20 protein-coding genes and 1 tRNA gene are annotated in these 22,525 nt (G+C 63.7%); 11 read left to right on the top strand and 10 right to left on the bottom strand.

Annotation, left to right across the window (positions count from 1 at the left end; all coding sequences use genetic code 11):
- Nucleotides 1–149: 149 nt before the first annotated feature.
- The 3 genes from ACVOLL_RS01890 to serS form a co-directional block, all read right to left on the bottom strand.
- Nucleotides 150–239, bottom strand: a tRNA-Ser gene (locus ACVOLL_RS01890).
- Between the two features lie 67 nt (nt 240–306).
- On the bottom strand, nt 307–1,299 hold the full coding sequence (locus ACVOLL_RS01885) for a LysR family transcriptional regulator (protein ID WP_481511319.1): 993 nt from the start codon (nt 1,297–1,299) through the stop codon (nt 307–309).
- Between the two features lie 580 nt (nt 1,300–1,879).
- Nucleotides 1,880–3,157 carry a serine--tRNA ligase gene (gene serS / locus ACVOLL_RS01880; RefSeq protein ID WP_481511318.1) on the bottom strand — a complete coding sequence of 426 codons (1,278 nt, stop codon included), beginning with the start codon at nt 3,155–3,157 and terminating at the stop codon, nt 1,880–1,882.
- Between the two features lie 113 nt (nt 3,158–3,270).
- On the opposite strand from serS, the gene ACVOLL_RS01875 reads away from it, so the two are divergent.
- Complete coding sequence (locus ACVOLL_RS01875; protein WP_481511317.1) at nt 3,271–3,921, top strand: energy transducer TonB; 651 nt, start codon at nt 3,271–3,273, stop codon at nt 3,919–3,921.
- A 108-nt stretch (nt 3,922–4,029) separates the two neighbouring features.
- The gene (locus ACVOLL_RS01870) at nt 4,030–4,521 is read left to right on the top strand and encodes an energy transducer TonB (protein ID WP_481511316.1); all 492 of its coding nucleotides are present in this window, start codon (nt 4,030–4,032) and stop codon (nt 4,519–4,521) included.
- Here ACVOLL_RS01870 and aroA read toward each other — a convergent pair.
- The 4 genes from aroA to ACVOLL_RS01850 form a co-directional block, all read right to left on the bottom strand.
- Entirely contained in the window at nt 4,505–5,818 is a 1,314-nt protein-coding gene (aroA, locus tag ACVOLL_RS01865) for a 3-phosphoshikimate 1-carboxyvinyltransferase (protein ID WP_481511315.1), read from the bottom strand. The genes ACVOLL_RS01870 and aroA overlap by 17 nt on opposite strands.
- A gap of 177 nt (nt 5,819–5,995) precedes the next feature.
- Nucleotides 5,996–7,222 (bottom strand): prephenate dehydratase, encoded by a 1,227-nt coding sequence (gene pheA, locus ACVOLL_RS01860; protein ID WP_481511314.1) that lies wholly within the window; start codon nt 7,220–7,222, stop codon nt 5,996–5,998.
- Between the two features lie 50 nt (nt 7,223–7,272).
- A complete protein-coding gene (serC, locus tag ACVOLL_RS01855) occupies nt 7,273–8,358 on the bottom strand; it encodes a 3-phosphoserine/phosphohydroxythreonine transaminase (RefSeq protein WP_481511313.1) in 1,086 nt (361 codons plus the stop codon).
- A gap of 141 nt (nt 8,359–8,499) precedes the next feature.
- A complete protein-coding gene (locus ACVOLL_RS01850) occupies nt 8,500–9,312 on the bottom strand; it encodes an FHA domain-containing protein (protein WP_481511368.1) in 813 nt (270 codons plus the stop codon).
- 119 nt (nt 9,313–9,431) lie between these two features.
- On the opposite strand from ACVOLL_RS01850, the gene ACVOLL_RS01845 reads away from it, so the two are divergent.
- From ACVOLL_RS01845 to ACVOLL_RS01830, 4 genes are all read left to right on the top strand, one after another.
- On the top strand, nt 9,432–9,707 hold the full coding sequence (locus ACVOLL_RS01845) for a polyhydroxyalkanoic acid system family protein (RefSeq protein WP_481511312.1): 276 nt from the start codon (nt 9,432–9,434) through the stop codon (nt 9,705–9,707).
- Between the two features lie 79 nt (nt 9,708–9,786).
- Nucleotides 9,787–10,251 carry a phasin family protein gene (locus ACVOLL_RS01840; protein ID WP_481511311.1) on the top strand — a complete coding sequence of 155 codons (465 nt, stop codon included), beginning with the start codon at nt 9,787–9,789 and terminating at the stop codon, nt 10,249–10,251.
- Between the two features lie 218 nt (nt 10,252–10,469).
- On the top strand, nt 10,470–11,288 hold the full coding sequence (locus ACVOLL_RS01835) for a YggS family pyridoxal phosphate-dependent enzyme (protein WP_481511310.1): 819 nt from the start codon (nt 10,470–10,472) through the stop codon (nt 11,286–11,288).
- Nucleotides 11,289–11,383: 95 nt separating this feature from the next.
- Nucleotides 11,384–12,406: a restriction endonuclease gene (locus ACVOLL_RS01830; RefSeq protein ID WP_481511367.1), complete on the top strand. Its 1,023-nt coding sequence runs from the start codon at nt 11,384–11,386 to the stop codon at nt 12,404–12,406.
- Between the two features lie 60 nt (nt 12,407–12,466).
- Here the strand turns inward: ACVOLL_RS01830 and hutC are convergent, their stop codons facing one another.
- The gene (gene hutC, locus ACVOLL_RS01825; RefSeq protein WP_481511309.1) at nt 12,467–13,195 is read right to left on the bottom strand and encodes a histidine utilization repressor; all 729 of its coding nucleotides are present in this window, start codon (nt 13,193–13,195) and stop codon (nt 12,467–12,469) included.
- A 42-nt stretch (nt 13,196–13,237) separates the two neighbouring features.
- A complete protein-coding gene (locus ACVOLL_RS01820; protein ID WP_481511366.1) occupies nt 13,238–14,602 on the bottom strand; it encodes a formimidoylglutamate deiminase in 1,365 nt (454 codons plus the stop codon).
- Between the two features lie 66 nt (nt 14,603–14,668).
- On the opposite strand from ACVOLL_RS01820, the gene hutI reads away from it, so the two are divergent.
- The 5 genes from hutI to tssA all read left to right on the top strand — a co-directional run bounded on the left by hutI (nt 14,669) and on the right by tssA (nt 21,698).
- Complete coding sequence (hutI, locus tag ACVOLL_RS01815; protein ID WP_481511308.1) at nt 14,669–15,874, top strand: imidazolonepropionase; 1,206 nt, start codon at nt 14,669–14,671, stop codon at nt 15,872–15,874.
- Nucleotides 15,875–15,925: 51 nt separating this feature from the next.
- On the top strand, nt 15,926–17,473 hold the full coding sequence (hutH, locus tag ACVOLL_RS01810; protein ID WP_481511307.1) for a histidine ammonia-lyase: 1,548 nt from the start codon (nt 15,926–15,928) through the stop codon (nt 17,471–17,473).
- Between the two features lie 373 nt (nt 17,474–17,846).
- Complete coding sequence (hutG, locus tag ACVOLL_RS01805) at nt 17,847–18,698, top strand: N-formylglutamate deformylase (RefSeq protein ID WP_481511306.1); 852 nt, start codon at nt 17,847–17,849, stop codon at nt 18,696–18,698.
- On the top strand, nt 18,695–20,362 hold the full coding sequence (hutU, locus tag ACVOLL_RS01800) for a urocanate hydratase (protein ID WP_481511305.1): 1,668 nt from the start codon (nt 18,695–18,697) through the stop codon (nt 20,360–20,362). The genes hutG and hutU overlap by 4 nt, the downstream gene beginning before the upstream one ends.
- Before the next feature lie 271 nt (nt 20,363–20,633).
- The gene (gene tssA, locus ACVOLL_RS01795) at nt 20,634–21,698 is read left to right on the top strand and encodes a type VI secretion system protein TssA (RefSeq protein ID WP_481511304.1); all 1,065 of its coding nucleotides are present in this window, start codon (nt 20,634–20,636) and stop codon (nt 21,696–21,698) included.
- A 35-nt stretch (nt 21,699–21,733) separates the two neighbouring features.
- Here the strand turns inward: tssA and ACVOLL_RS01790 are convergent, their stop codons facing one another.
- Complete coding sequence (locus ACVOLL_RS01790) at nt 21,734–22,525, bottom strand: OmpA family protein (protein ID WP_481511303.1); 792 nt, start codon at nt 22,523–22,525, stop codon at nt 21,734–21,736.

The following is a 22,525-nucleotide window of genomic DNA, read 5'->3' as shown; positions in this document are numbered from 1 at the left end:
GGCGCGCAGCTCCCCCAAGCCGTGCCCATTTTACCAGCGTAACTGTCCTGATTGACCGATACCGGTGTCATTCCGCTGCGATCAACTGCACAGGCAACATGTCCGCGCGCACAAAAAAACCGCTGATGTCAGCGGCTTTTCTGAATATCTGGCGGGCAAAGTGGGATTCGAACCCACGGAAGGTTTAACCCTTCGCCGGTTTTCAAGACCGGTGCCTTAAACCGCTCGGCCATCTGCCCGTAACGTACTGCTACCCCGAATAAGGTTCCGGGGCGCGCATTCTCGCATGCCTGCGGGCTTTTTTGTTCAACCCGCTTCGATTGCCAATGAACCGGCCATCGAGGCGCGGATTTTCTCCTTGGCCCGCTCACAAGCACCGCCACAATGCAGGCGCGAGGCCTCCAGCTCGGTCGGCAGGTGCTCGGCCAGGAAATCGATGAATACCCGCACCGCTGGCAACAGCCCGCGCCGCGAGGCAAACACCGCGTGGCAGATGCCCTGCGGCAGCGACCAGTCCGGCAATACCACTTCCAGCTCGCCGTTCCGCACGGCTTCTGCGCAGACGGTTTCCGGCAGCATGGTGATGCCGAAACCATCCTTCACCATGGCCTGCAACAGCGGGAAATCGAAGCCGGCCACACGCGGCTGCAGTTCGACCCGGCGAACCTCGCCGCCCGGACCATGCAGCTCCCAGCGCTGGCGCGCTTCGTCTTCGCTGATGCTCAGGGTGACGTGATTGCTTAGATCTTCCGGCGAAGCCGGCCGCCCTGCCCGGTCCAGATAGGCGGGGCTGGCAACCAGCAGCTCCTGCACCTGGCCGAAGCTGCGCATCACCAGACTGCCATCGTCATCGAGCCGCGAGCGCACCCGCAAAGCCACGTCGTAACCCTCATTGATGATGTCGACGCGACGATTGCTGATGTTCAGCTGCAGCCTGACTTTCGGGTACTGCTCGAGGAATTTCGGTAGCAGCTTGGGAAGCTGCATCTGCGCCAGCGACACCGGCACGCTGGCGCGCACCAGTCCGCGCGGTTCGGCACTGAGCCGGTCCACCACTTCACGCGCTGCCTGTGCTTCAGCCAGCATGGTCTGCGCATGTCGATGCACGCTGGTGCCAACGTCGGTGACCGCAAAGCGGCGCGTGGAGCGTTGCAGCAGGCGAACACCGAGGTCGGTCTCGAGCTGGCTGATGCGCCGGCTGAGGCGCGATTTCGGGATGCCCAGCGCTCGCTCGGCGGCAGCGAAGCCGCCATGGTCGACCACCATGGCGAAGTAATAGAGGTCGTTGAGGTCCTGCATGGATTGAGCCCATCATTGGAACGAACCTGTAAATTTAATCACCTTTGTCCTGTATTTACAAATCAGGCCACAAACAGTCCTGATTGGAGCGAGTCCGGCGGAAGTGATCGCTACGGGCGACGCCTATTCATATTTTAGGGTGCAGCCGTGCTGCGCTGAGGCATTACCCGGCACGCCGGTTTTGTGGGAGCGGCGTCAGCCGCGAAGCCTGCAATCCATGAGATTGCAGGCTTTGCGTAATTTCGACGAACCGGGCTTCGCGGTTCATGCCGTCCCGGTGGGTATCTCTGGGCTTGCAGGGATCGGGGGCTGACGCTTTACCGGTCAGGCCCTGCCGAGCATGGCTCGGCACCACAGGTGATGGCAGTAGCTGTTGCGCATTTGTAGCAGCGGCATAAGCCGCGAAGCCCGCAATCTTTGAGATTACGGGCTTCGGTGCAACATTCGACGAACCTGATTTTGCGGTTTACACCGCTCCTGCAGGTATATCGGGCCCTGCAGGCCTTGGGACTGACACTTTACCGGGCAGGCCCTGCCGAGCATGGCTCGGCACTACATTGCTGGATCGGCAATTCGTTGCTCAGGCGATGCTTTCAGCGCCACCCATGTACGGGCGCAGCACTTCCGGAATGGTGATCGAGCCGTCGGCGTTCTGGTAGTTCTCCATCACCGCGATCATCGCGCGGCCTACCGCCACGCCCGAGCCGTTGAGGGTGTGCACCAGCTCCGGCTTGCCGTTGGGATTGCGCCAGCGCGCCTGCATGCGGCGCGCTTGGAAATCACCACAGTTCGAGCACGAGGAGATCTCGCGGTAGGTCTGCTGCGACGGCAGCCACACTTCCAGATCGTAGGTCTTGATCGCCGAGAAGCCCATGTCACCGGTGCACAGCAGCACCTTGCGGTATGGCAGGCCCAGCTTCTGCAGCACCACCTCGGCACATTCGGTCATGCGCTGGTGCTCCGCATCGCTGTCTTCGGCGGCGCAGATGCTGACCAGCTCCACCTTCTCGAACTGATGCTGGCGGATCATGCCGCGCACATCGCGGCCGCCGCTGCCCGCTTCGGAGCGGAAGCACATCGAATGCGCGGTCATGCGCACCGGCAAGCGCTCGGCGTCGATGATCTCGTCGCGGACGATATTGGTCAGCGGCACTTCCGAAGTCGGGATCAGGTAGCGCGTGGATTCACCCAGCGCGGTCTTGAACAGGTCTTCCTCGAACTTCGGCAGCTGACCGGTGCCGCGCAGCGAGTCGGCATTCACCAGTACCGGCACGTTGGTTTCTTCGTAGCCATGCTCGTTGCTGTGCAGGTTGAGCATGAACTGGCCCAGCGCACGGTGCAGGCGGGCGATCGAGCCGCGCAGCACGGTGAAGCGGGCGCCGGAAAGCTTGGCAGCGGTTTCCGCGTCCAAGCCGTTGTTGCGGGCACCCAGCTCGACGTGATCAAGCACCGGGAAGTCAAATTCGCGCGGGGTGCCCCAGCGCAGCTGCTCGACGTTCTCACTCTCATCCTTGCCGGCGGGCACATCGGCGGCGGGCAGGTTCGGGATACCCATCGACAGGGTTTCGATCTGCTCGCGCAGCACGTCCAACTGCGCCTCGGAGCTCTTCAGCTCATCGGCGAAGGCTGCCACTTCGGCCATGATCGCCGACACGTCCTCGCCCTTGGCCTTGGCATGGCCAATGGACTTGGAACGGCTGTTACGCAGGTTCTGCAGCTCCTGGGTGCGCACCTGGATGCGCTTGCGATCAGCCTCCAGCGATTCGAAGGCGGCCACATCCAGCACGTAGCCGCGCGTACTGCGCAGGCGTTCGGCAAGTTCGGCGGGCTGCTGGCGAAGAAGGGCTGGATCAAGCATGGCTGGGCACTGTGTACGGGTGTGAGCCATAGATTATCGCGCGAACTGCGCCTGTCTGCCGCGTGATTCACCTTTCCTGTGCAAGAATCGGCCTGATCCACACGGTCAAGACCATGTCCGCCCCAAGCTCCCACTCCGACCAGAACTTCACGTTTCACCTGCCCCACAGCAGTTTGAAGATTGCCGGTATCTCTTTTGGCGTCGGTGTATTGCTGTTCCTGGTGGTCTGGCTCAATGCCCGCCGCCAGAACGAGTTCTACCGTGCCGATCCGGCGCAGCCGCAGGCCAACAGCGCTGTATTGGCGCCGTTGCCCGCACCACTGCCCGCCGGTGCCGGTGCCAGCGATATGCCCGATGCGCGCCCGGAAGCCGTGGAAGAAACCCCGGAACTGGTGGAGACAGCGCCTGCCCCGCCGCCGCAACCCATCGCCGAGGCGGCACCGGTCGATACCGCACCCGCAGCGCCAGCACCCGCCACCGCCCCCAGCGACCAGCCGGTCCCGCTGCCAGGCCAGAGTCCTGCCCCGGAATACCCTGCTGCGGCGCTGCGCCGTGGTGAAAGCGGCACAGTGATCGTGCATGTGGATGTCGATGCCAGTGGCGTGCCGCTGGACGTCCGCCTGGTTCAGCGCAGCGGCTCCCGTGATCTGGACCGTGCCGCGCAGGAAGCCGTGCGCAATTGGCGTTTCCAGCCGGCGCAAAGCAATGGCCAGCCCATGCAGGGCAGCCTGGAAATCCCGTTCGACTTCAAACCGTCGCCTTAAACTGAACCCCGGCTCCCCAAGGGCGCCGGTTCATGTCAAAAGTCATTCGCCGTTTGGGCGTGCAGGACCAGACTTGCTGCGTAGACGTTACGCAGAGCCAACATGTCAATGTCCAGCATCCCTCAGCACAGCACAACCCATCATCCAGTACCGGCCCGCCCGCATGGCGTTGCTGCGGCTTGGCTGTGGGGCCTGTTGGCGCTGGCGGTTGTGGGCGTCTTCAGCCTGCTGGGCTACCACACCCTGCAGACGCCTATGGCCGCCGGCCCGGTGTCCATCACCACAGCCGATACCACCTCGGTGGTCAGTGTTGCCGGCAATCGTGACGCTGAACCGCTGGCCAGCAATCCGACCCCTGACTATCCCTCCGCCGCGCTGGATGCCGGTGTCGAAGGCGATGTGATCGTACGCCTGCAGGTGGATGCCAACGGCCGGGTCAGCCAAGCCGCGGTGATCGGACACGAAGGTGGCATTGATCCAGCGCTGGATCAAGCCGCCATCGCAGCGCTGCAGCAATGGCGCTTCCAGCCCGCGATGCGGGATGGACGCGCCATCAACAGCGTCGTACAGGTACCAGTGGAATTCAGGACCGGACGCTGAGTCCGAAGCCGGCATCACTGGCCAGGCTGTCGAAGCCCGGGAACGAGGTCGCCACGTTGGCAACGTCATTGATGCGCACTTCACCGGTGCTGAGCTGACCGGCAATGGCGAAGGCCATTGAGATACGGTGATCGCCATGGCTTTCGATGGTGCCGCTGCCCAGCGGGCCGCCGAAGATGGTCGCGCCATCATCGGTCTCATCCACACGCAGGCCCAGGTCACGCAGACCGGTCGCCATCGCCGCAAGACGATCAGACTCTTTCACCCGCAGTTCGGCAGCGCCGCGAACCACAGTCTGCCCTTCAGCCGCGGCGGCGGCCACGAACAAGGCCGGGAATTCGTCGATCATGTCTGGCACCAGCGCTTCCGGAATCTCCACGCCCTTGAGCTGCGCATAGCGCACAACCAGGTCAGCGACCTGCTCGCCACCGTGCTCGGCGTGGTTCTCCTCGGCAATATCCGCACCCATCAAACGCAGCGCCGCCAGCAGGCCGGTGCGGCGAGGGTTCAAGCCCACTGAGCGCAGGCGCACTTCCGAGCCAGGAATGATGCTGGCAGCAACGATGAAGAACGCCGAGGACGAGAAGTCTGCTGGCACCGAAATATCGGTCGCACACAGGCGCTGACCGCCGTGCAGACGCGCCTTGCCCGGCTCGAACTCGATCTCCACGCCGAATGCGCGCAGCATGCGTTCGGTGTAATCGCGGGTCGGATGTGGCTCGACCACCGAGGTTTCGCCCCGCGCATACAGGCCAGCCAGCAACACCGCCGACTTGACCTGCGCACTGGCCACCGGCAATTCGTAGTCGATGCCGTGCAGTGTCTGGCCACCACGGATATGCAGCGGCGGCGTGCCGTCCTCCTGGGTGTCGATACGTGCGCCCATCTGCGCCAGCGGCCCGGTCACCCGGCGCATCGGCCGCTTGGACAGCGACGCATCACCGACCAAAGTAGTGTCGAACGGCTGCGCGGCCAGCAAGCCTGCCAGCAGGCGCATGCCGGTACCGGCATTGCCGCAGTCCAGCTCGCCTTGCGGTGCCTTCAAGCCATCCACGCCTACACCATGGACGATCCGCTGCGACGCAGAAGGGGTCTCAAAGCGCACCCCCATCTGTTCGAAGATATGGGCGGTGGCGCGGGTGTCCTCGCCTTCCAGAAAACCATCGATATGCGATACGCCATCGGCCAACGCGGCAAACATCACCGAACGGTGCGATACCGACTTGTCGCCGGGTATGGCGAGCGTGCCCTGCAGGGCGGAACCTTTGCGTGCAATCCAGTAGGGCTGGGAACTCATGCGGTCTCTCTAGTATTCAGTGCGCCAGCGGCGCGTCAGCAAACCCTTCTCCCTCCGGGAGAAGGTGCCCGAAGGGCGGATGAGGGTGCGGGAGCACATGGCTGCAGCGAATTGAAGAATGTCGGCAACCCTGCCCTCACCCCAACCCCTCTCCCGCAGGGAGAGGGGCTTTGGAACTCACGGCACGGCAACCGGATAGGAACCGAGCACCTTGATCTGCGCCGAGTGCGCCTTCAGCTCGGCCAGCGCGGCCTGCATCGATGCGTCTTCGATATGGCCGGCCAGATCGATAAAGAAGCCGTATTCCCACTTGGCCTGGTGCGATGGCCGCGATTCGATGCGGTTCATGCTGATGCCGTGGCGGGCGAACGGGCTGAGTACGTCGAACAGCGCGCCCGGCTTGTCGTGGATGAAGACCAGTACCGAGGTACGGTCATGGCCAGACGACGGAAACAGCTGGCGGCCGATCACCAGGAAGCGCGTGGTGTTGTCTGCGTCGTTCTGGATCGGCTTGGTTACCACCTTTTTCAGGCCATAGACGTGCCCTGCACTCTCGCCGCCGATGGCCGCTGCGTCTTCGGCGTTGCGGGCGCGACGGGCACCTTCAGAGTTGCTGGAAACCGGCACTTTTTCGGTCTTTGGCAGGTTGGCACGCAGCCAGGCCGAGGTCTGCATGAAGGCCTGCGGATGCGCATAGATGCGCTCGATGTCTTCAATGCGGCCGGTGCGCGAGAGCAGGTACTGCTGCACGCGCAGCTCGACTTCGCCACAGATCTTGAGATTGGAGGTCAGGAACATGTCCAGGGTGATCTGGATCGTGCCTTGACCCGAGTTCTCCACCGGCACCACACCAAAATCGGCGTTGCCGTTTTCTACTTCCTGGAAGATCTCTTCGATATTGGCCAACGGCAAACCCAACGCCGAACGGCCAAAGTGCTTGTGCGTCGCCTGTTCGGTGAACGAGCCTTCCGGGCCGAGGTAGCCGATCTTCAACGGCTCCTGCTGGGCCAGACAGGCCGACATGATTTCCCGGTACACATGCACCAGCACTTCGTCACTGAGCGGACCTTCGTTGCGGTCCACCACCATCCGCAGTACCTGAGCCTCACGCTCCGGACGGTAGTAATCAACGGCTGCCGCAAGCTTGCCCTTGGCCTTGCCGACCTGATGGGCGAAGTTTGCCCGCTCGGCAATCAAGGCCTGGATGCTGCGGTCGATCTGGTCGATCTTGGCGCGTACATCCGACAGCACCGGCTTGGCGACGGTAAGGGCCTCGGTGACCGCTTTCTTGCTGGCGGCAGTCTTCTTGACCGCAGCCTGCTTGTCGGCTGCCTTCTTGGCGGCAGGTTTGGCTGCGGTGGCCGGCTTGGCCTTGCTGGCGGTCTTGCTTGGCTTGGTCGCCATGGAATCGTCTACCTGTTACTGGCCGGCGCGCTGCGCACGGCGGGAGTGGTTCAACCGTTGCGTTGCTGGAAGTCACGCATGAATGCTGCCAGCGCCTGCGCGCCTTCCAGCGGCATGGCGTTGTACAGCGAGGCACGAATGCCACCGACCGCCTTGTGCCCCTTCAGCGCCAGCAGGCCGGCCGCCTTCGATTCGCTGACAAAGCGCGCATTGAGCTCTTCACTGGGCAGGAAGAACGGAATGTTCATGCGCGAACGCACCGCCGCAGCCACTTCGTTGCGATAGAAGCCGCCGGAGCCATCAATGGCGTCATAGACCGCCGACGACTTGGCAAGGCTGAGCTTGGCAAAGGCTTCCACACCACCCTGGGCAAGCATCCACTTGAACATCAGCCCGGCCAGGTACCAGTTCCAGGTCGGCGGCGTGTTCAACATCGAATCGCGGGCGACATGCGAGCGGTAATCGAAGATATCGGCGCGCGGCTGACCAGCGCGTTCCAGCAGGTCGCGGCGGATGATGACCACGGCAATGCCTACCGGGCCCAGGTTCTTCTGTGCGCCGGCATAGATCACCCCGTAGCGCGACACATCAATCGGCTCGGAAGCGATCGACGAGCTGAAATCGGCGATCAACGGCACGCCGCCCACATCCGGCACATCACGGAACTCTATGCCGTGGATGGTTTCGTTGGCGGTGATATGCACGTAGGCCGCGTCGTCCGAAAGCTGCCATTGCGAGCGCGCCGGGATATCCCGATAGCCACTGGCCTCGCCGCTGGCGGCGATGTTGACGTCGACATAGGGCTGGGCCTGCTTGACCGCGGTCTTGCCCCAGTGGCCACTGACCACATAGTCCACGCGCTGGCCGGGGTTGGCGAAGTTCAGCGGCAGCAGCGCCTGCTGGGTGGTGGCGCCGCCACCGAGGAACAGCACCGCATAATCGTCGGGAATGCCGATCAGACGGCGCAGGTCAGCCTCGGCCTCGGCGGCCACGGCCATGAAATCGGCACTGCGATGGCTGATCTCGACAATGGACGCACCTACGCCATTCCATTCCAACATCTCCGCCTGCGCCTGGCGCAGGACCGATTCCGGCAATGTCGCAGGGCCGGCACTGAAATTGAATGCGCGCGTCATGTCACACCTGTTGAGCAGAACCCCTAGTATGCCGCAGCGCAACAGCCTTGGGCCACCCGGAAAAGGTTGCATCTGCACCCATTCCTGCCTGCCGTTTCAGCCCTGCACGCGCATCAACTCGATGGCTGCAGAAGCCGCTGCTCAGCGTGCGCCAAACAGCAGCAGGGCGCTGATCGCCGAGCCCAGCAGCAAGGCGCTGAGCAGCAGCCAGGGCCAACGCCGCGGCAGCCTGGGCTTTGCCGGTGCCAACGTCGATGGCTTGAGCGCCACGGGCTCGTCATCATCCTCGATCAGGAATGCCGCCCCCGCAGAAACCGGGCCCAGCGGAATTTCCAGTACAAAGCGGTGGTTGCCTTCGAACACCACCTGGTCGCCGGCCTGCAGCCAGCAATGACGGGCGCTTACACCATTGACCTGACTGCCGTCGGCCGAGCCCAGATCGCGCAACAGCACCTTGTCGCCGTGCCGCTCGAAACGGGCATGACGCTCGGCGAAGGCCGGGTCGTCGATAAGAATGTCGCTGGCCGGATCACTGCCAATGACGCGCGGCTTGTCCAAGGTAAAACTGCGTCCATGATGGCGCCCACCTACCCCGCGCAGCAGCACCCGCAGATCTTCGCCACCATCAATCGGAGCTTCGGGGGGATGCGGCACCTGCTCACAGTCGCCCCGCAGCAGCATTTCCGCACCGTCTGCATACACCGAATCACCGGCCCGCAGCAGCGCCATGCGCCGCACTGGGCGGCCATTGACATGGATACCGCGGCCACCATTGGCAACCTGCAGCCAGACCCCACGCTGATCGGTACAGAACTGCGCCAACAGCAATGGGCCGACGCTGCCGTCGCCCAAGCGGACTTGACCCGAGGCGTGGCGCACAATGCGCTGGACACCCGGCATCAATGACTGATCCGGCTGCTGACGATTACTGAAATGGACTTGCAGAGTGCGCACCGGCAGCAGACTAGCAGGTCGTCCGGTCATGCAGAAGACGTACGCGAGGCTTGGACTACGTCGCGCAGGTCCGCACAATGGCGCATCTTTCTTACAAACAGCAGTTCAGGCCACACGCCATGTCCAACATTGATATCCAGCACCCCCATTCCCTGTCCGATGACAAGGCACGCACCGCCATTGCCGAAGTCGCCGAGAAACTGCAGGAGCGCTTCGACGTGGTCACCCGCTGGGACGGCCCGGTGCTGCACTTCAACCGCTCCGGCGTGGACGGTGCCATCGAGCTGCTGCCGGGCGCTGTGCGGGTCAAGGCCGAACTGGGCTTCCTGCTGTCGGCAATGAAAGGCATGGTGGAGTCCGAAATTCAACGCGTGCTGACCGACAAGCTCGGCTGAGCTGGCCCCGTCACACAACTCGAGCCGCCAAGCCGTTACGGTGTAGCTGAACTCTCCAACCCCGCACAGGAGCATCGTCATGACCACCTACGAGCAACGCCCGGAAGACGAGGACGACACCACTGGCGCGCAAGGCCAGGCCGAGCGCTTGACCAGGAAGGTGACCGAGTCGGCCCAGCAGGTCTGGCTGGCCGGCCTGGGCGCGCTGTCACGTGCGCAGGCCGAGGGCAGCAAACTGTTCGATACCCTGGTCAAGGAAGGCCAGGACAGCGAAGCCCGTTCCCGCGAGCAGTCGCGCAAAGGGGAAAGCCTGCGCGACACCGTGGAGAACACCCTGGGCCAGGCCCGCGAGCGCGCTGCCGGCACCTGGGACAAGGTCGAGAAGTCGTTTGAAGATCAGGTTCACAACGTGCTGCGGCGCATGGACATCCCGTCGCACTCGGACATCGAGGCGCTGAACGACCGCCTGGACGCCCTCAACCGGCGCCTTACCCGGGCCGAGAGCCGCGCCGCGCACGACGGACAGCAAGCTGAAGATCAATGATGTTGCAAAGCAGCATTAGTTGAGCAAGAATCAATCACCCGCCAGCAGTACCGCGCCGTAAGTCTCCCTCCCCTCACGGCATCGGATGGCGGGTTTTTCATGCCTGCGATTTGTCCAGGCAGCCAGACCCCGGGTTTCAAACCTTCCAGCAAGCGATAATCCGCTGTTCACCGCGCCGCTCCCGCAGCATCAGACGGCGGCAATCGCTGGAGGTATGCATGCAAACCCCGCACCCGGACGCTGATTCCGGCACCCAGACCCGTCACGCCCTGCACGGTCATTACCCGCGCGCAGAGACCGTGGATGATTTCCGCCACAATCTGGCACTGGTCCACGAGCGGATTGCTGCGGCCTGCCTGCGCGTCGGCCGCGACCCGGCCGGCGTGCGACTGCTACCCGTCAGCAAGACCATCGACGAAGCCCATATCCGCCTGGCCTATCAAGCCGGTTGCCGCATGCTGGGCGAGAACAAGGTGCAGGAGGCCCACCACAAGTGGGAGGCCATGCAGGACCTGGGCGACCTGCGCTGGTCGGTAATCGGCCACCTGCAGACCAACAAGGCCAAGCTGGTGGCGCGCTTCGCCAACGAATTCCAGGCCTTGGACAGCCTGCGTCTGGCCGAAACCCTGGAGCGTCGCCTGCAGGCCGAAGGCCGCTCGCTGGACGTATTTGTGCAGGTAAACAGCTCCAACGAGGCCAGCAAGTACGGGCTGGCACCCGAAGCCGTCGCCGGTTTCCTGCAGGCCTTGCCGCGCTCCGGCGCGTTGCGGGTGCGCGGCCTGATGACCCTGGCCCTGTTCTCCGCCCAGCCCGAGCAGGTCCGCGCCTGTTTTGTGCGCCTGCGGACGTTGCGCGATCAACTGCGCCAACACGCGCCAGCCTGCATCGGGTTGGATGAGCTCTCGATGGGCATGTCCGGCGACTTCGAGATCGCCATCGAGGAAGGCGCCAGCGTGGTTCGGGTTGGCCAGGCCATCTTTGGCGCGCGTGCGTTACCAGACAGCCATTACTGGCCGAGCACAAAGCCTGCTGAATAAATCGTCGACATAGCTCAAAAAGGCGAAGTCAGCCTGCTCTTACGGTCGTCAGGGAAGATAGACTGGGCCCCTTCTCTAGGCTTTCAGGTATGTCGATGTTCTCGTGGATTCTGGCCCTGTTGCTTGCATTGCTCTTGTGGGGCCTGGCTTCTGCATACCTATGGTTGGTCGCCCGCCGTCAAACCGAGCGCCAGCATGGCCTGGCCGCGCTGGCGGGCATGCGCTGGCGTGAGTTTTCCCGCATCGTGCATCAGGCCATGGCCGAGCAGCGCGACCTGCACCCGCTGACCGATGCCGAAGACAACGACCGCGGCACCAGCAGTGACTTCCTGCTGCAACGCGGCGGCCAACGCTGGCTGGTGTCGTGCAAGCACGGTCGTGCCTATCGCTTCGACGCGACCGCGATCCATGAGCTCGCCTCCGCCATCAGCCTGACCGGCGCCGTCGGCGGCCTGCTGATCACCGAAGGCCACGTGGAGCGCGACGGCCTGGCCGAGGCAGAAAAGCAGTCGATCGAGGTGATCGACGCGCGCCAATTGTGGGAGCTGCTCAAGCCGTATATGCCCACCGAAACACGCGAGACCGTTACCGGAATCGCCCGCCGCGAAGCCGTTCGGCACACCGGCATTGCTGGTTTGGCGGCAGTCACGATGGGCCTGCTGGCTGGCATGGGCTACATGACCATGCAAGGAGATTCCCCCGCAGCTACGCCGATCGCCACGGCACCGCGCGTTGTCGCCGAAGCAACTGCCGAGTCGGCAGCTCCGGCTGCTGCCGAGCCTGCCACTGAACCGAACAAGGCCGAGCCAGCAGCCGCCGCTTCAGCGAAGAGCGCCTCTCACCCGGGCGATCTGGTCCAGGATCCGGACGCCGCTACCTTGCTGCGCTACCAGCAATCTGTCTCAAAGGCCCTGGCCGGCACCTCTGGCGTGGTCAGCGGCATCTGGTTGACCCGCTCTACTCTGTCGGTGGAACGCAGTGGCGATGACACCCAGGTGTGGCCATTGATCTGCCAGCAGCTGCAGCGCTACCCGGCGCTGCGTACCACCCGCGTGCAGCTCAACCCGCGCCCGGGTGTGGACGAGCCGGTGCGCTGGCGGCAGTGCAGCACCATCTGACGGTCAGCAGTGTCCAGCCAGGCCATCGGCTTGGCTGGAGATTGAATCAGACGCCTGGAATCAGCGTGCGCCCGGCGCGAAGCGGGCAATCAGGTCGTAAGCGTCGCCGAGGAACATCTGCCGCACCCAGGTAATAGGCAATTCGCCACGCCAGGTCTGGCGGTCGATGACCAGGCAGGCCGTGCCCACCGGAACCTTCAACAATGCAGCTTCGTCAGCGCTCGCAGCCACCGCGCTGATGCGGTGCTGGCCGCGTGTCCATGACACGTTCTGCAGCAGCCAGCTGCCCGGCGCATGGATGGAGAAATCCACCTTCAAGGTTTCTGGCACGGCTTCGGGATTGATCAACCGGCGCTCCAACGCCAGCGGCTTGCCGTCGGCCAGGTGCAGGCAGCGCATCGCCAGCAATTTGCCCTCGCCTACCAGTTGCAGCTCTTCGGCTGAGCTGTCCCTGGCCTTGCGGTGCGCACGCTCCAGCAGCTGGAAGCCGTATTCGTGGCCGCGATCGGTAACCGCCACCTCGATGTCGGGGATCTCAAGCGCGACCTGCTCCAGATGCGGCGGCTGCCGCGCCACGAACGAACCAGCGCGACGGCGGCGTTCGATCATGCCGCTCTCGGCCAGTGCGGTCAGCACCTTGTTCACCGTCATCCGCGAGCAGCCGTACTGCTCCATCAACTCGTGCTCAAACGGAATACGGAAGCCTGGCTCCCATTCGCCGCTGAGGATGCGGCCTTCGATGTCACTGCGGATGCGGTGATTGAGGGTGGGAGCTTTCTTGCCCTTCACTCGGGTTTCCTGAAAGAGATGGTGTCTGGCCGTTAACCGACCTTAGCCCAGTATCCGCGCAAGCGCGGCACGGTAACGCGCTCTGATCGCTTCGCGGTTCACGTGGCGACCATCGCGGACCAAGGCCCGACCGTTGCGCCAGACGCTGCGAAGGGCGCCATTACGTGCGGCGAACAGCCAGCTGTCAAGCAAGGCGTCACCGCTGCGGTTGAGCAGGGCCGGATGCTGGGCATCCAGTTCCAGCAGATCAGCAGCAGCACCCACACTCAAGCCAGCCTGCACGCCCAATGCCTGTGCGCCACCCTCGCCTGCCTGCTGGTAAAGCCAACGGCCGCTGGACAAGCCGCCAGGTGAGAGCACATTGCGTCCGCGCAGCTGCAGGCGCTGGCCGTACTCAAGCAGACGCAGCTCCTCGGCTGCATCGATCAACACATTGGAATCGGAACCGACGCCGAAGCGACCACCGACCCGTACGAACTCGCGCATCGGGAACAAGCCATCGCCCAGATTGGCCTCGGTGATCGGGCACAGGCCGACCACCGCGCCACTGTCCGCCATCAACTGCACTTCCTTGTCGTTGACATGGGTAGCGTGTACCAGGCACCAGCGCGTATCGACGGCGGCATTGGCATACAGCCATTCGACCGGTCGCTGACCGCTCCAGGCCAGACAGGCATCCACTTCGCGGGTCTGCTCGGCAATATGGATGTGGATCGGGCCCGGCGCCAACGCAACCAGCGCCTGCAATTCCTCCGGCGTGCTGGCGCGCAGGCTGTGTGGGGCCAGCCCCAGCACAGCATCAGGCGTGTCTGCCAGGGCTCGCTTGCAGGCGGCCAGCAGGTCCGCAAAGCCATCGATGTCGTGCAGAAAGCGCCGCTGCGCCGGGGTCGGCGCGGCTCCGCCAAAGTCGCTGTGCGCGTAGAACACCGGCAGCAGGGTCAGACCCAGACCGGTTTCATCCGCCGCCGCCGCAACCCGTACCGACATTTCGGCGTGGTCGGCGTAACGGCTGCCGTTTTCGGTGTGGTGCAGATAGTGGAACTCGCCGACGCGGGTGAAACCGCTTTCCAGCATCTCCATGTAGGCCTGCGCGGCAATGGCCTGGAAGGTATCCGGATCCAGGCGGTCCAGGAACCGGTACATCAGCTCGCGCCAGCTCCAGAAGCTGTCGCCCGAGCGTCCACCAACTTCGGTGAGCCCGGCCATCGCCCGTTGGAAGGCATGGCTGTGCAGATTGCCCAGGCCCGGCACCACCACGTCCAGACGCTGCGACTGGCCGTCCCAGGCTTCGCCTGCAGCCACTGCGGTGATGCGACCGGCGACGCTGTCGATGCGCACATCCTGCGCCCAGCCCTGCGGCAACAAGGCCTGGGCGGCGTGGAAACGAACAGTTGAAGCTGGCTTGATCGTTGTCACTGGACACTCTCCGATGGTCGCCGTTATTGTATATACAAATAGGCACGGAGAGGGACAATGCGCTGCGACACGCTATGGCACAACGCCAACCTGATGACCCTGGACGACGCCTCGGGCGGACTGGGCAGCATCCGCGACGGTGTTGTCGCCGCCCGCGATGGCCGTATCCTGCATGTCGGGCCAGCGGCAGATGCACCTGCATTTGAAGCCGATAACCGCGTCGACTGCAATGGCCGCTGGATCAGTCCCGGCCTGATCGACTGCCATACCCATCTGGTCTATGCCGGCAACCGCGCCGGCGAGTTCGAGCAACGCCTGCAGGGTGTGACCTACGCGCAGATTGCCAAGGCCGGTGGCGGCATCGTTTCCACCGTCAGCGCAACCCGCAACGCCGAAGACGCGGCCTTGATCGAGGCCAGCCTGCCCCGCCTGGATGCGATGCTGGCCGAAGGCATCACCACCATCGAGATCAAATCCGGCTACGGCCTTACCCTGGCCGACGAACGCAAGCAGCTACGCGTCGCGCGCGAGTTGGGCGTGCTGCGCAAGGTGGAGATTGTGCCGACCTTCCTCGGTGCGCATGCAGTGCCGCCTGGCCACGAGGCACAGGCCTACATCAACGAAGTCTGCGCAGTGATGATCCCGGCAATCGCAGCTGAAAGCCTGGCCGAAGCGGTCGATATCTTCTGCGAGAACATCGCGTTCTCTCCGGCGCAGGCACAACAGGTGTTCGACGCCGCCAAACAGCACGGGCTGGCAATCAAGATCCACGCCGAACAGCTGTCCAACCAGCACGGCGCAGAACTGGCCGCGCACAATGGCGCCCTCTCCGCGGACCATATCGAACACCTGGACGAAGCAGGCATTGCTGCGATGCGCGCGTCTGGCACGGTCGCCGTGCTGCTCCCCGGCGCCTACTACTTCACCCGCGAGACCGTCTTGCCACCCATCCAGGGCCTGCGTGATGCAGGCGTACCGATGGCGCTTGCAACAGACAGCAACCCGGGCACCTCGCCGCTGACCAGTCCGCTGCTGACGATGAACATGGGCGCCACCTTGTTCCGCATGACCGTAGCCGAGTGCATCGCCGGCTTCACCCGCGAAGCCGCGCGTGCCCTGGGCCGCGCCAATCGTGTTGGCAAGCTGGCTGCCGGCATGGATTGCGATCTCGCCATCTGGGACATCGAGGCCCCCGCTGATCTGGTCTACCGGATCGGTTTCAATCCTTTGCATGCCCGCGTCTGGCGCGGACAAACCGTTTGACCTTCTGTCTTTTCGACCTCGCACTTTGAACCTCGCACTGCTGGAGCACGCATGAGCACTACCTTGACCCTCCTCCCCGGCCACGTTCCGTTGGCGCAATGGCGGCAGATCTATCGCGGCGCCAACGTGCGCCTGGACGAATCGGCCCAAGCCGCGGTCCTGCGCAGCGCACAGGTGGTGGACGCCATCGTCGCCAAGGGCGAGCCGGTCTATGGCATCAATACCGGCTTCGGCAAGCTGGCCAGTGTCCGCATCGAACGTGAGGATCTGGAAACCCTGCAGCGCAATATCGTGTTGTCGCATGCCGCCGGTGTAGGCGAGCCGATGCCTACCAACGTGGTACGGCTGATGATGGCGCTGAAGCTGACCAGCCTGGCCCAGGGCGCATCGGGTATCCGCCCGCAGACGCTGGCACTGCTGGAAGCGATGCTGCAGAAGGATGTGGTGCCGGTGGTGCCCTGCCAGGGCTCGGTTGGCGCCTCCGGCGATCTGGCGCCGCTGTCGCATCTGGCCAGCGTGATGATTGGTGTTGGTGAAGCCTTTGTCGGCGGTGTTCGCATGTCGGCCGAAGCCGCCTTCGAGCAGGCCGGGTTGCAGCCGTTGGTATTGGGCGCGAAGGAAGGCCTGGCGCTGCTCAACGGCACCCAGTACTCCACCGCTTACGCACTGGCCGGCCTGTTCGAGATCGAAGTGGTGTTCCAGGCCGCACTGGTCACCGGCGCGTTGTCGGTGGAAGCCGCCAAGGGCTCGGATACGCCGTTCGATCCGCGCATCCATAGCATCCGCGGCCAGCGCGGGCAGATCGCCACCGCCGCGGTACTGCGCGAGTTGATGCAGGGCTCGGCGATCCGCGAATCGCATCGCGACAACGACGTGCGCGTGCAGGACCCTTACTGCTTGCGCTGCCAGCCGCAAGTGATGGGCGCCGCACTGGACGTGATGCGTCAAGCTGCCACCACGCTGGACATTGAAGCAAATGGCGTCTCTGACAACCCGCTGGTGTTCACCGATACCGGAGAAGCGTTGAGCGGCGGCAACTTCCACGCCGAGCCGGTAGCGTTCGCTGCGGACATGCTGGCTATGGCGATCTGTGAGATCGGCTCGATCAGCGAACGCCGCACCGCGATGCTGGTGGACCCGGCGCTGTCCGGCCTGCCGGCCTTCCTGACCCCGAAGCCGGGCCTCAACTCCGGCTTCATGATCCCACAGGTCACCGCGGCAGCGCTGGTGTCGGAGAACAAGCAGCGCGCCTATCCGGCCAGCGTCGACTCGATCCCGACCTCGGCCAACCAGGAAGACCATGTGTCGATGGCTGCGCATGGTGCGCGTCGTTTGATCGCGATGGCTGAGAACGCTGCCAACGTGATCGGCATCGAGCTGCTCGCCGCGGGCCAGGGCTGTGACTTCCACGCACCGCTGCGTTCGAGTCCGGCGTTGGAGCAGGTGCGTTCGACCTTGCGCGCGCAGGTACCGACCTTGGTGGACGACCGTTACTTCCACCCGGACATGGTTGCTGCGACTGCATTGGTGCGCGCTGCTGCGTTGACGGCTGGCTTGGGTGTACAGCTGCCGGGTGTTGATGTGACTGACAAGGCCTGATTGAAGCGCATGCAGAGCTGGCCGAAAGCCGTGTTGTCATTCCTTCTCCCGCAGGCGGGAGAAGGTGGCGCGAAGCGCCGGATGAGGGGAGCTTTTCGGCTGCACCGCGAAGAGCGCCCTCACCTGCCCTCCGGGCATCCTCTCCTGCACGCGGGAGAGGCGACAGCCAGCAGCACCGCAATCCGTCAGACCAGGCACAACTCACTGCAAGCCGCGATGCCTTCCCTTCTCCCGCCTGCGGGAGAAGGTGGCGCAAAGCGCCGGATGAGGGGAGTTTCCGGCCTTCACCGTGCAAAGCATCCCCTTCTGCCCTTCGCGCATCTTCCCCCGCGAACGAGGGAAGAACAAAGCCTGCCATATCCCAGGAATCACCATGACGAACACCACTGACTGGCTGCAGATCCACCACGGTCACGCTCCGCTGATCGTCAGCTTCCCGCATACCGGCACCGAGCTGCCGGCCTCGCGCGTAGACCATTTCGTCTCGCCCTGGTTGGCACGCCGTGACGCCGACTGGTGGGTGCACGAGCTCTACGCCTTTGCCAAGGCAATGGGCGCGACGACGGTACGCACCGCCATCTCGCGCTCGCTGATCGACGTAAACCGCGACCCATCCGGCATCTCCCTGTACCCAGGACAGAACACCACCGGCCTGTGCCCGCTAACTACCTTCGACAACCAGCCGCTGTACCGCGCCGGGCATGAGCCCGATGAAACGGAGATCCAGTATCGGCGCGAAACCTGGTTCGACCCCTACCACGCTGCACTTGCCGGCGAGATCACACGCCTGCGCGCGCAGCATGAAACCGTTGTCGTCTACGACGCGCACTCGATCCGCTCGCTGATTCCGCATCTGTTCGATGGCGAACTGCCGCAGTTCAATATCGGCAGCGCTGGCCCCAGCGGCGCGTCGGATACCTCCTGCGACAACGCGCTCACCGACGTGGTTGAGAACCTTTGCGCCATGAGTGGCATGTCGCACGTGCGCAACGGCCGCTTCAAGGGTGGCTGGATCACCCGCCACTACAGCAACACCGCAAACGGCGTGCATACCCTGCAGATGGAGCTGGGCTGCCGCGGCTACATGCACGAACCCGCACCCGAGGACGTGGACGAGCACAGCTGGCCCACCCCCTACGACCCCGAACACGCAAGCCCCGTCCGCAACACCTTGCAGCAAGTGCTCGGCGCTTGTCTGGAATTTGCTACCAGGAGAAATGCATGACCCGTCACGACCCCTCCCGCAACCCGCGTGCACCTCGCGGCAACACGCTCAACTGCAAATCCTGGCAGACCGAAGCGCCGTTCCGCATGCTGCAGAACAATCTGGACGCAGAAGTCGCCGAAGACCCGACCTCGCTGGTGGTCTACGGCGGCATCGGCCGCGCCGCGCGCGACTGGGAAAGCTACGACAAGATTCTGGAAACCCTGCAGCGTCTGGACGACAACCAGACCCTGCTGGTGCAGTCAGGCAAACCGGTCGGCGTATTCCCCACCCATCCGGATGCACCGCGCGTGCTGATCGCCAACTCCAACCTGGTACCGTATTGGGCCAACTGGGAGCACTTCAACGAGCTCGATAAGAAGGGCTTGATGATGTACGGGCAGATGACTGCCGGCAGCTGGATCTACATCGGCAGCCAAGGCATCGTCCAGGGCACCTACGAAACCTTCGTGGAAATGGGCCGCCAGCACTACGGCGGCAGCCTGACTGGCAAGTGGATCCTCACCGCCGGCCTGGGCGGCATGGGTGGCGCACAGCCGCTGGCCGCGTCGCTGGCCGGCGCCAGCAGCCTGACCATCGAATGCCGCCAGAGCAGCATCGACTTCCGCCTGCGCACCCGTTACGTCGACGAACAGGCCAGCGACATCGACGACGCCTTGGCACGCATCGCCAAGTACACGGCGAGTGGTGAAGCCAAGTCGATTGCCCTGCTTGGCAACGCCGCCGAGATTTTGCCGGAACTGGTACGTCGCGGCGTGCGTCCGGACTGCGTCACCGACCAGACCAGCGCCCACGATCCAGTGCACGGCTACCTGCCGATCGGCTGGAGCGTGGAGCAATGGCTGGCCGAGCAGCAAGCCAATCCGGAGAAAGTGCGCGACGCCGCAAAGGCCGCGATGCGCGTGCACGTCGAAGCGATGCTCGCCTTCCACGCTGCAGGAATTCCGACCGTCGACTACGGCAACAACATCCGCCAGATGGCCTTTGACGAGGGCTTGAAGAACGCCTTCGATTTCCCCGGCTTCGTGCCCGCCTATGTGCGCCCGCTGTTCTGCCGCGGCATCGGCCCGTTCCGTTGGGTGGCACTGAGCGGAGATCCGGAAGACATCTACAAGACCGACGCCAAGGTGAAGGAAATCATCGCCGATGATCCCAACCTACACCGTTGGTTGGACATGGCGCGTGAGCGCATTGCCTTCCAGGGCCTGCCGGCGCGTATCTGCTGGGTTGGCTTGGGCCTGCGTCACAAGCTCGGCCTGGCCTTCAACGAGATGGTGCGCAATGGCGAACTGAGCGCGCCGGTGGTGATCGGTCGCGATCACCTGGACAGCGGCAGCGTCGCCTCGCCCAACCGCGAAACCGAATCGATGAAGGACGGTTCCGATGCGGTCTCCGATTGGCCGCTACTCAACGCCATGCTGAATGTCGCCGGCGGCGCCACCTGGGTGAGCCTGCATCACGGCGGCGGCGTTGGCATGGGCTACTCGCAGCACTCCGGCGTGGTCATCGTCTGCGACGGTAGCGAGGCCGCCGACCAGCGCATCGCACGCGTGCTGTGGAACGACCCCGGTACCGGCGTGATGCGCCATGCCGATGCCGGCTACGACATCGCCATCGACTGCGCCAAGGAAAAGGGATTGGATCTGCCCGGCATTCTGGGCTGAGCAGACTGATCCGGCTGCAAACACAACGGGCAGGCCTTTGGCCTGCCCGTTATGCATTCTGCGTTACACCACACCGGTTGGTTGCAGGTAGCACGTTCAAGCGCGCCGGCCTTTGCACCGGAACACGCGCTGTTCAGCTGAATTCTTCACGTCCGAACAAAGACCAGCGCAGTTGCCAAGTGCCGACACCGCGCCAGCTTGCAACCGACCTCTACATTCTTCTGCCCATAGCCGCGTTAGAATCCGCGGGTAACCCACAATGAGAATTGCCATGCTGGATCAGGATGCCCTGCTGGCCCCGATTGACGGACACGCGGCGACCGGTGAAGACCTGTCGTTTTCGGCCGAGTTTGATCGGATTATCGAGAACCGTCGTGCCGACGACCCGACCCTGGACCAAGGGGCGTGGCAGACCGACATTAAATATGCTGACTGGGGCAGCGTGCTACGCGACTGCAATCAGTTGCTGCTGACCCGCACCAAAGACCTGCGACTGGCCGGCTGGCTGTGCGAAGCCGCGACCCAGCAGGAAGGCTTCCCTGGTTTGGCTGCTGGGTTCCGGGTCACCGCAGGGCTGTGCGATCGCTATTGGGATGAGGTGCATCCGGTTGCACATGATGGAGACTACGAGGAGCGCATCGGCAACCTCAGCTGGTTGCTGGCCAATACCTCGCAGTGGCTGCGTGCAATACCGATTGCCATTGCGCCACAGGGCCGTTTCAGTCTGGCTGACTTCGAGCATGCACATGCCAACAGCAGCGATCAAACCGACGGCCGCCCCAGCCTCGACACCCTGGAGGCCGCACGCCGCAGTACCTCGCACGACGTCTACCGCCAACTGGTAGCCGCCCTGCCCGACTGCAGCCTAGCGCTGGATGAGCTACAGGCCGCCGTAGACAGTCGCCTGGGCATGGATGGCCCCAGTTTCAGCTCGGTACGCGAGCAGCTCGATCACCTGCAGCGCACCGTTCGGCGCTTTGCGCGCGAAGCCGGCATGCTGCTGGATGGTGAAGTCGACGACACCGCTGATGAGCACAGCGACACGTTCTACACGCCGACCGCTGCCGGCGCTGAACCGGCCGTCAGCAACACCGCACCGCGCGGTCCTGCCGGTGCACCGACCAGCCGCAAGGAAGCCTTGGCACAGTTGCGTCAGGTGGCCGAATTCTTCCGTCGCACCGAACCACACAGCCCTGTCGCGTATTTGGCCGAGAAGGCCGCGAGTTGGGGCGAGATGCCGCTGCATGTGTGGCTGAAGCGCGTCATCAAGGACCACACAACACTCGAGCAGATGGAAGAAATGCTCGATGTCAAAAACGACAACGACGGGCTATAAGCCCGTCGTTTTTATTTCGGCGTCAGCGCGGCTGCTTACTGGATCTTGAATTCGATACGACGGTTGCGTGCACGACCATCGTTGCTGGTGTTGTCTGCCACCGGCTCGTCCGGGCCCTTGCCGAGCACGTCCATATGCGTGCTGGGTATACCCTTGGACATCATATAGCTCTTCACCGCCGCAGCACGCGCATGGCTCAAGGACAGATTGGACTCGCGCTGGCCCACGTTGTCGGTATGGCCAATGATCAGGAAGCGGCTGTCCGGCATCTGTGCCATCTTGGCGACCATCTCATCGAGGATGCTCATGCCGAATGGTGTCAGCTTGGCGCTGCCACTCTGGAACTCGATGATGCGATTGGCCAACGTCTGATCAAGTACGCCCTGCTGTGAGCCCACCTTCAAGGCGTTGCTGACGGTGTAGCTGGTGTTGCTGGCCAAGCTGAGATCACTGGCGACCTGCTGACGCAGGGCTTCATTGGCCACCTCGCCGGTGACGCGCACTGACTGCCCGTTGACTTCGAGCTTGCCCGGCGAGACACGCTTAAGCCCGGTGTTGATCATGCCTGCCACGTAGTCGCCCCAATTGGGCGGCGTGGCGATGCTCTCGACCTGGATGCGATCAACCACACGCTCTGCGCCATAGACCGCACGCAGATTATTGAGCAATTTGGCCTTGGTGGCCTGATCAGGCACCACACCTTCAATTATCACTGGCCGCTCTGCAGCCGACGGCGCCGTCACGGTTGCCGGCGGCGTGGTCTGCGCGAACACGGGCGTGGCCACCAACATCAACGCGGCGAAATAGCTAACTTTGAACAAATGCAT

Source organism: Stenotrophomonas sp. STEN035, from assembly GCF_056759935.1.
The sequence above is the reverse complement of the archived record's forward strand: the minus strand, read 5'-3'. Positions and strand labels throughout refer to the sequence as shown.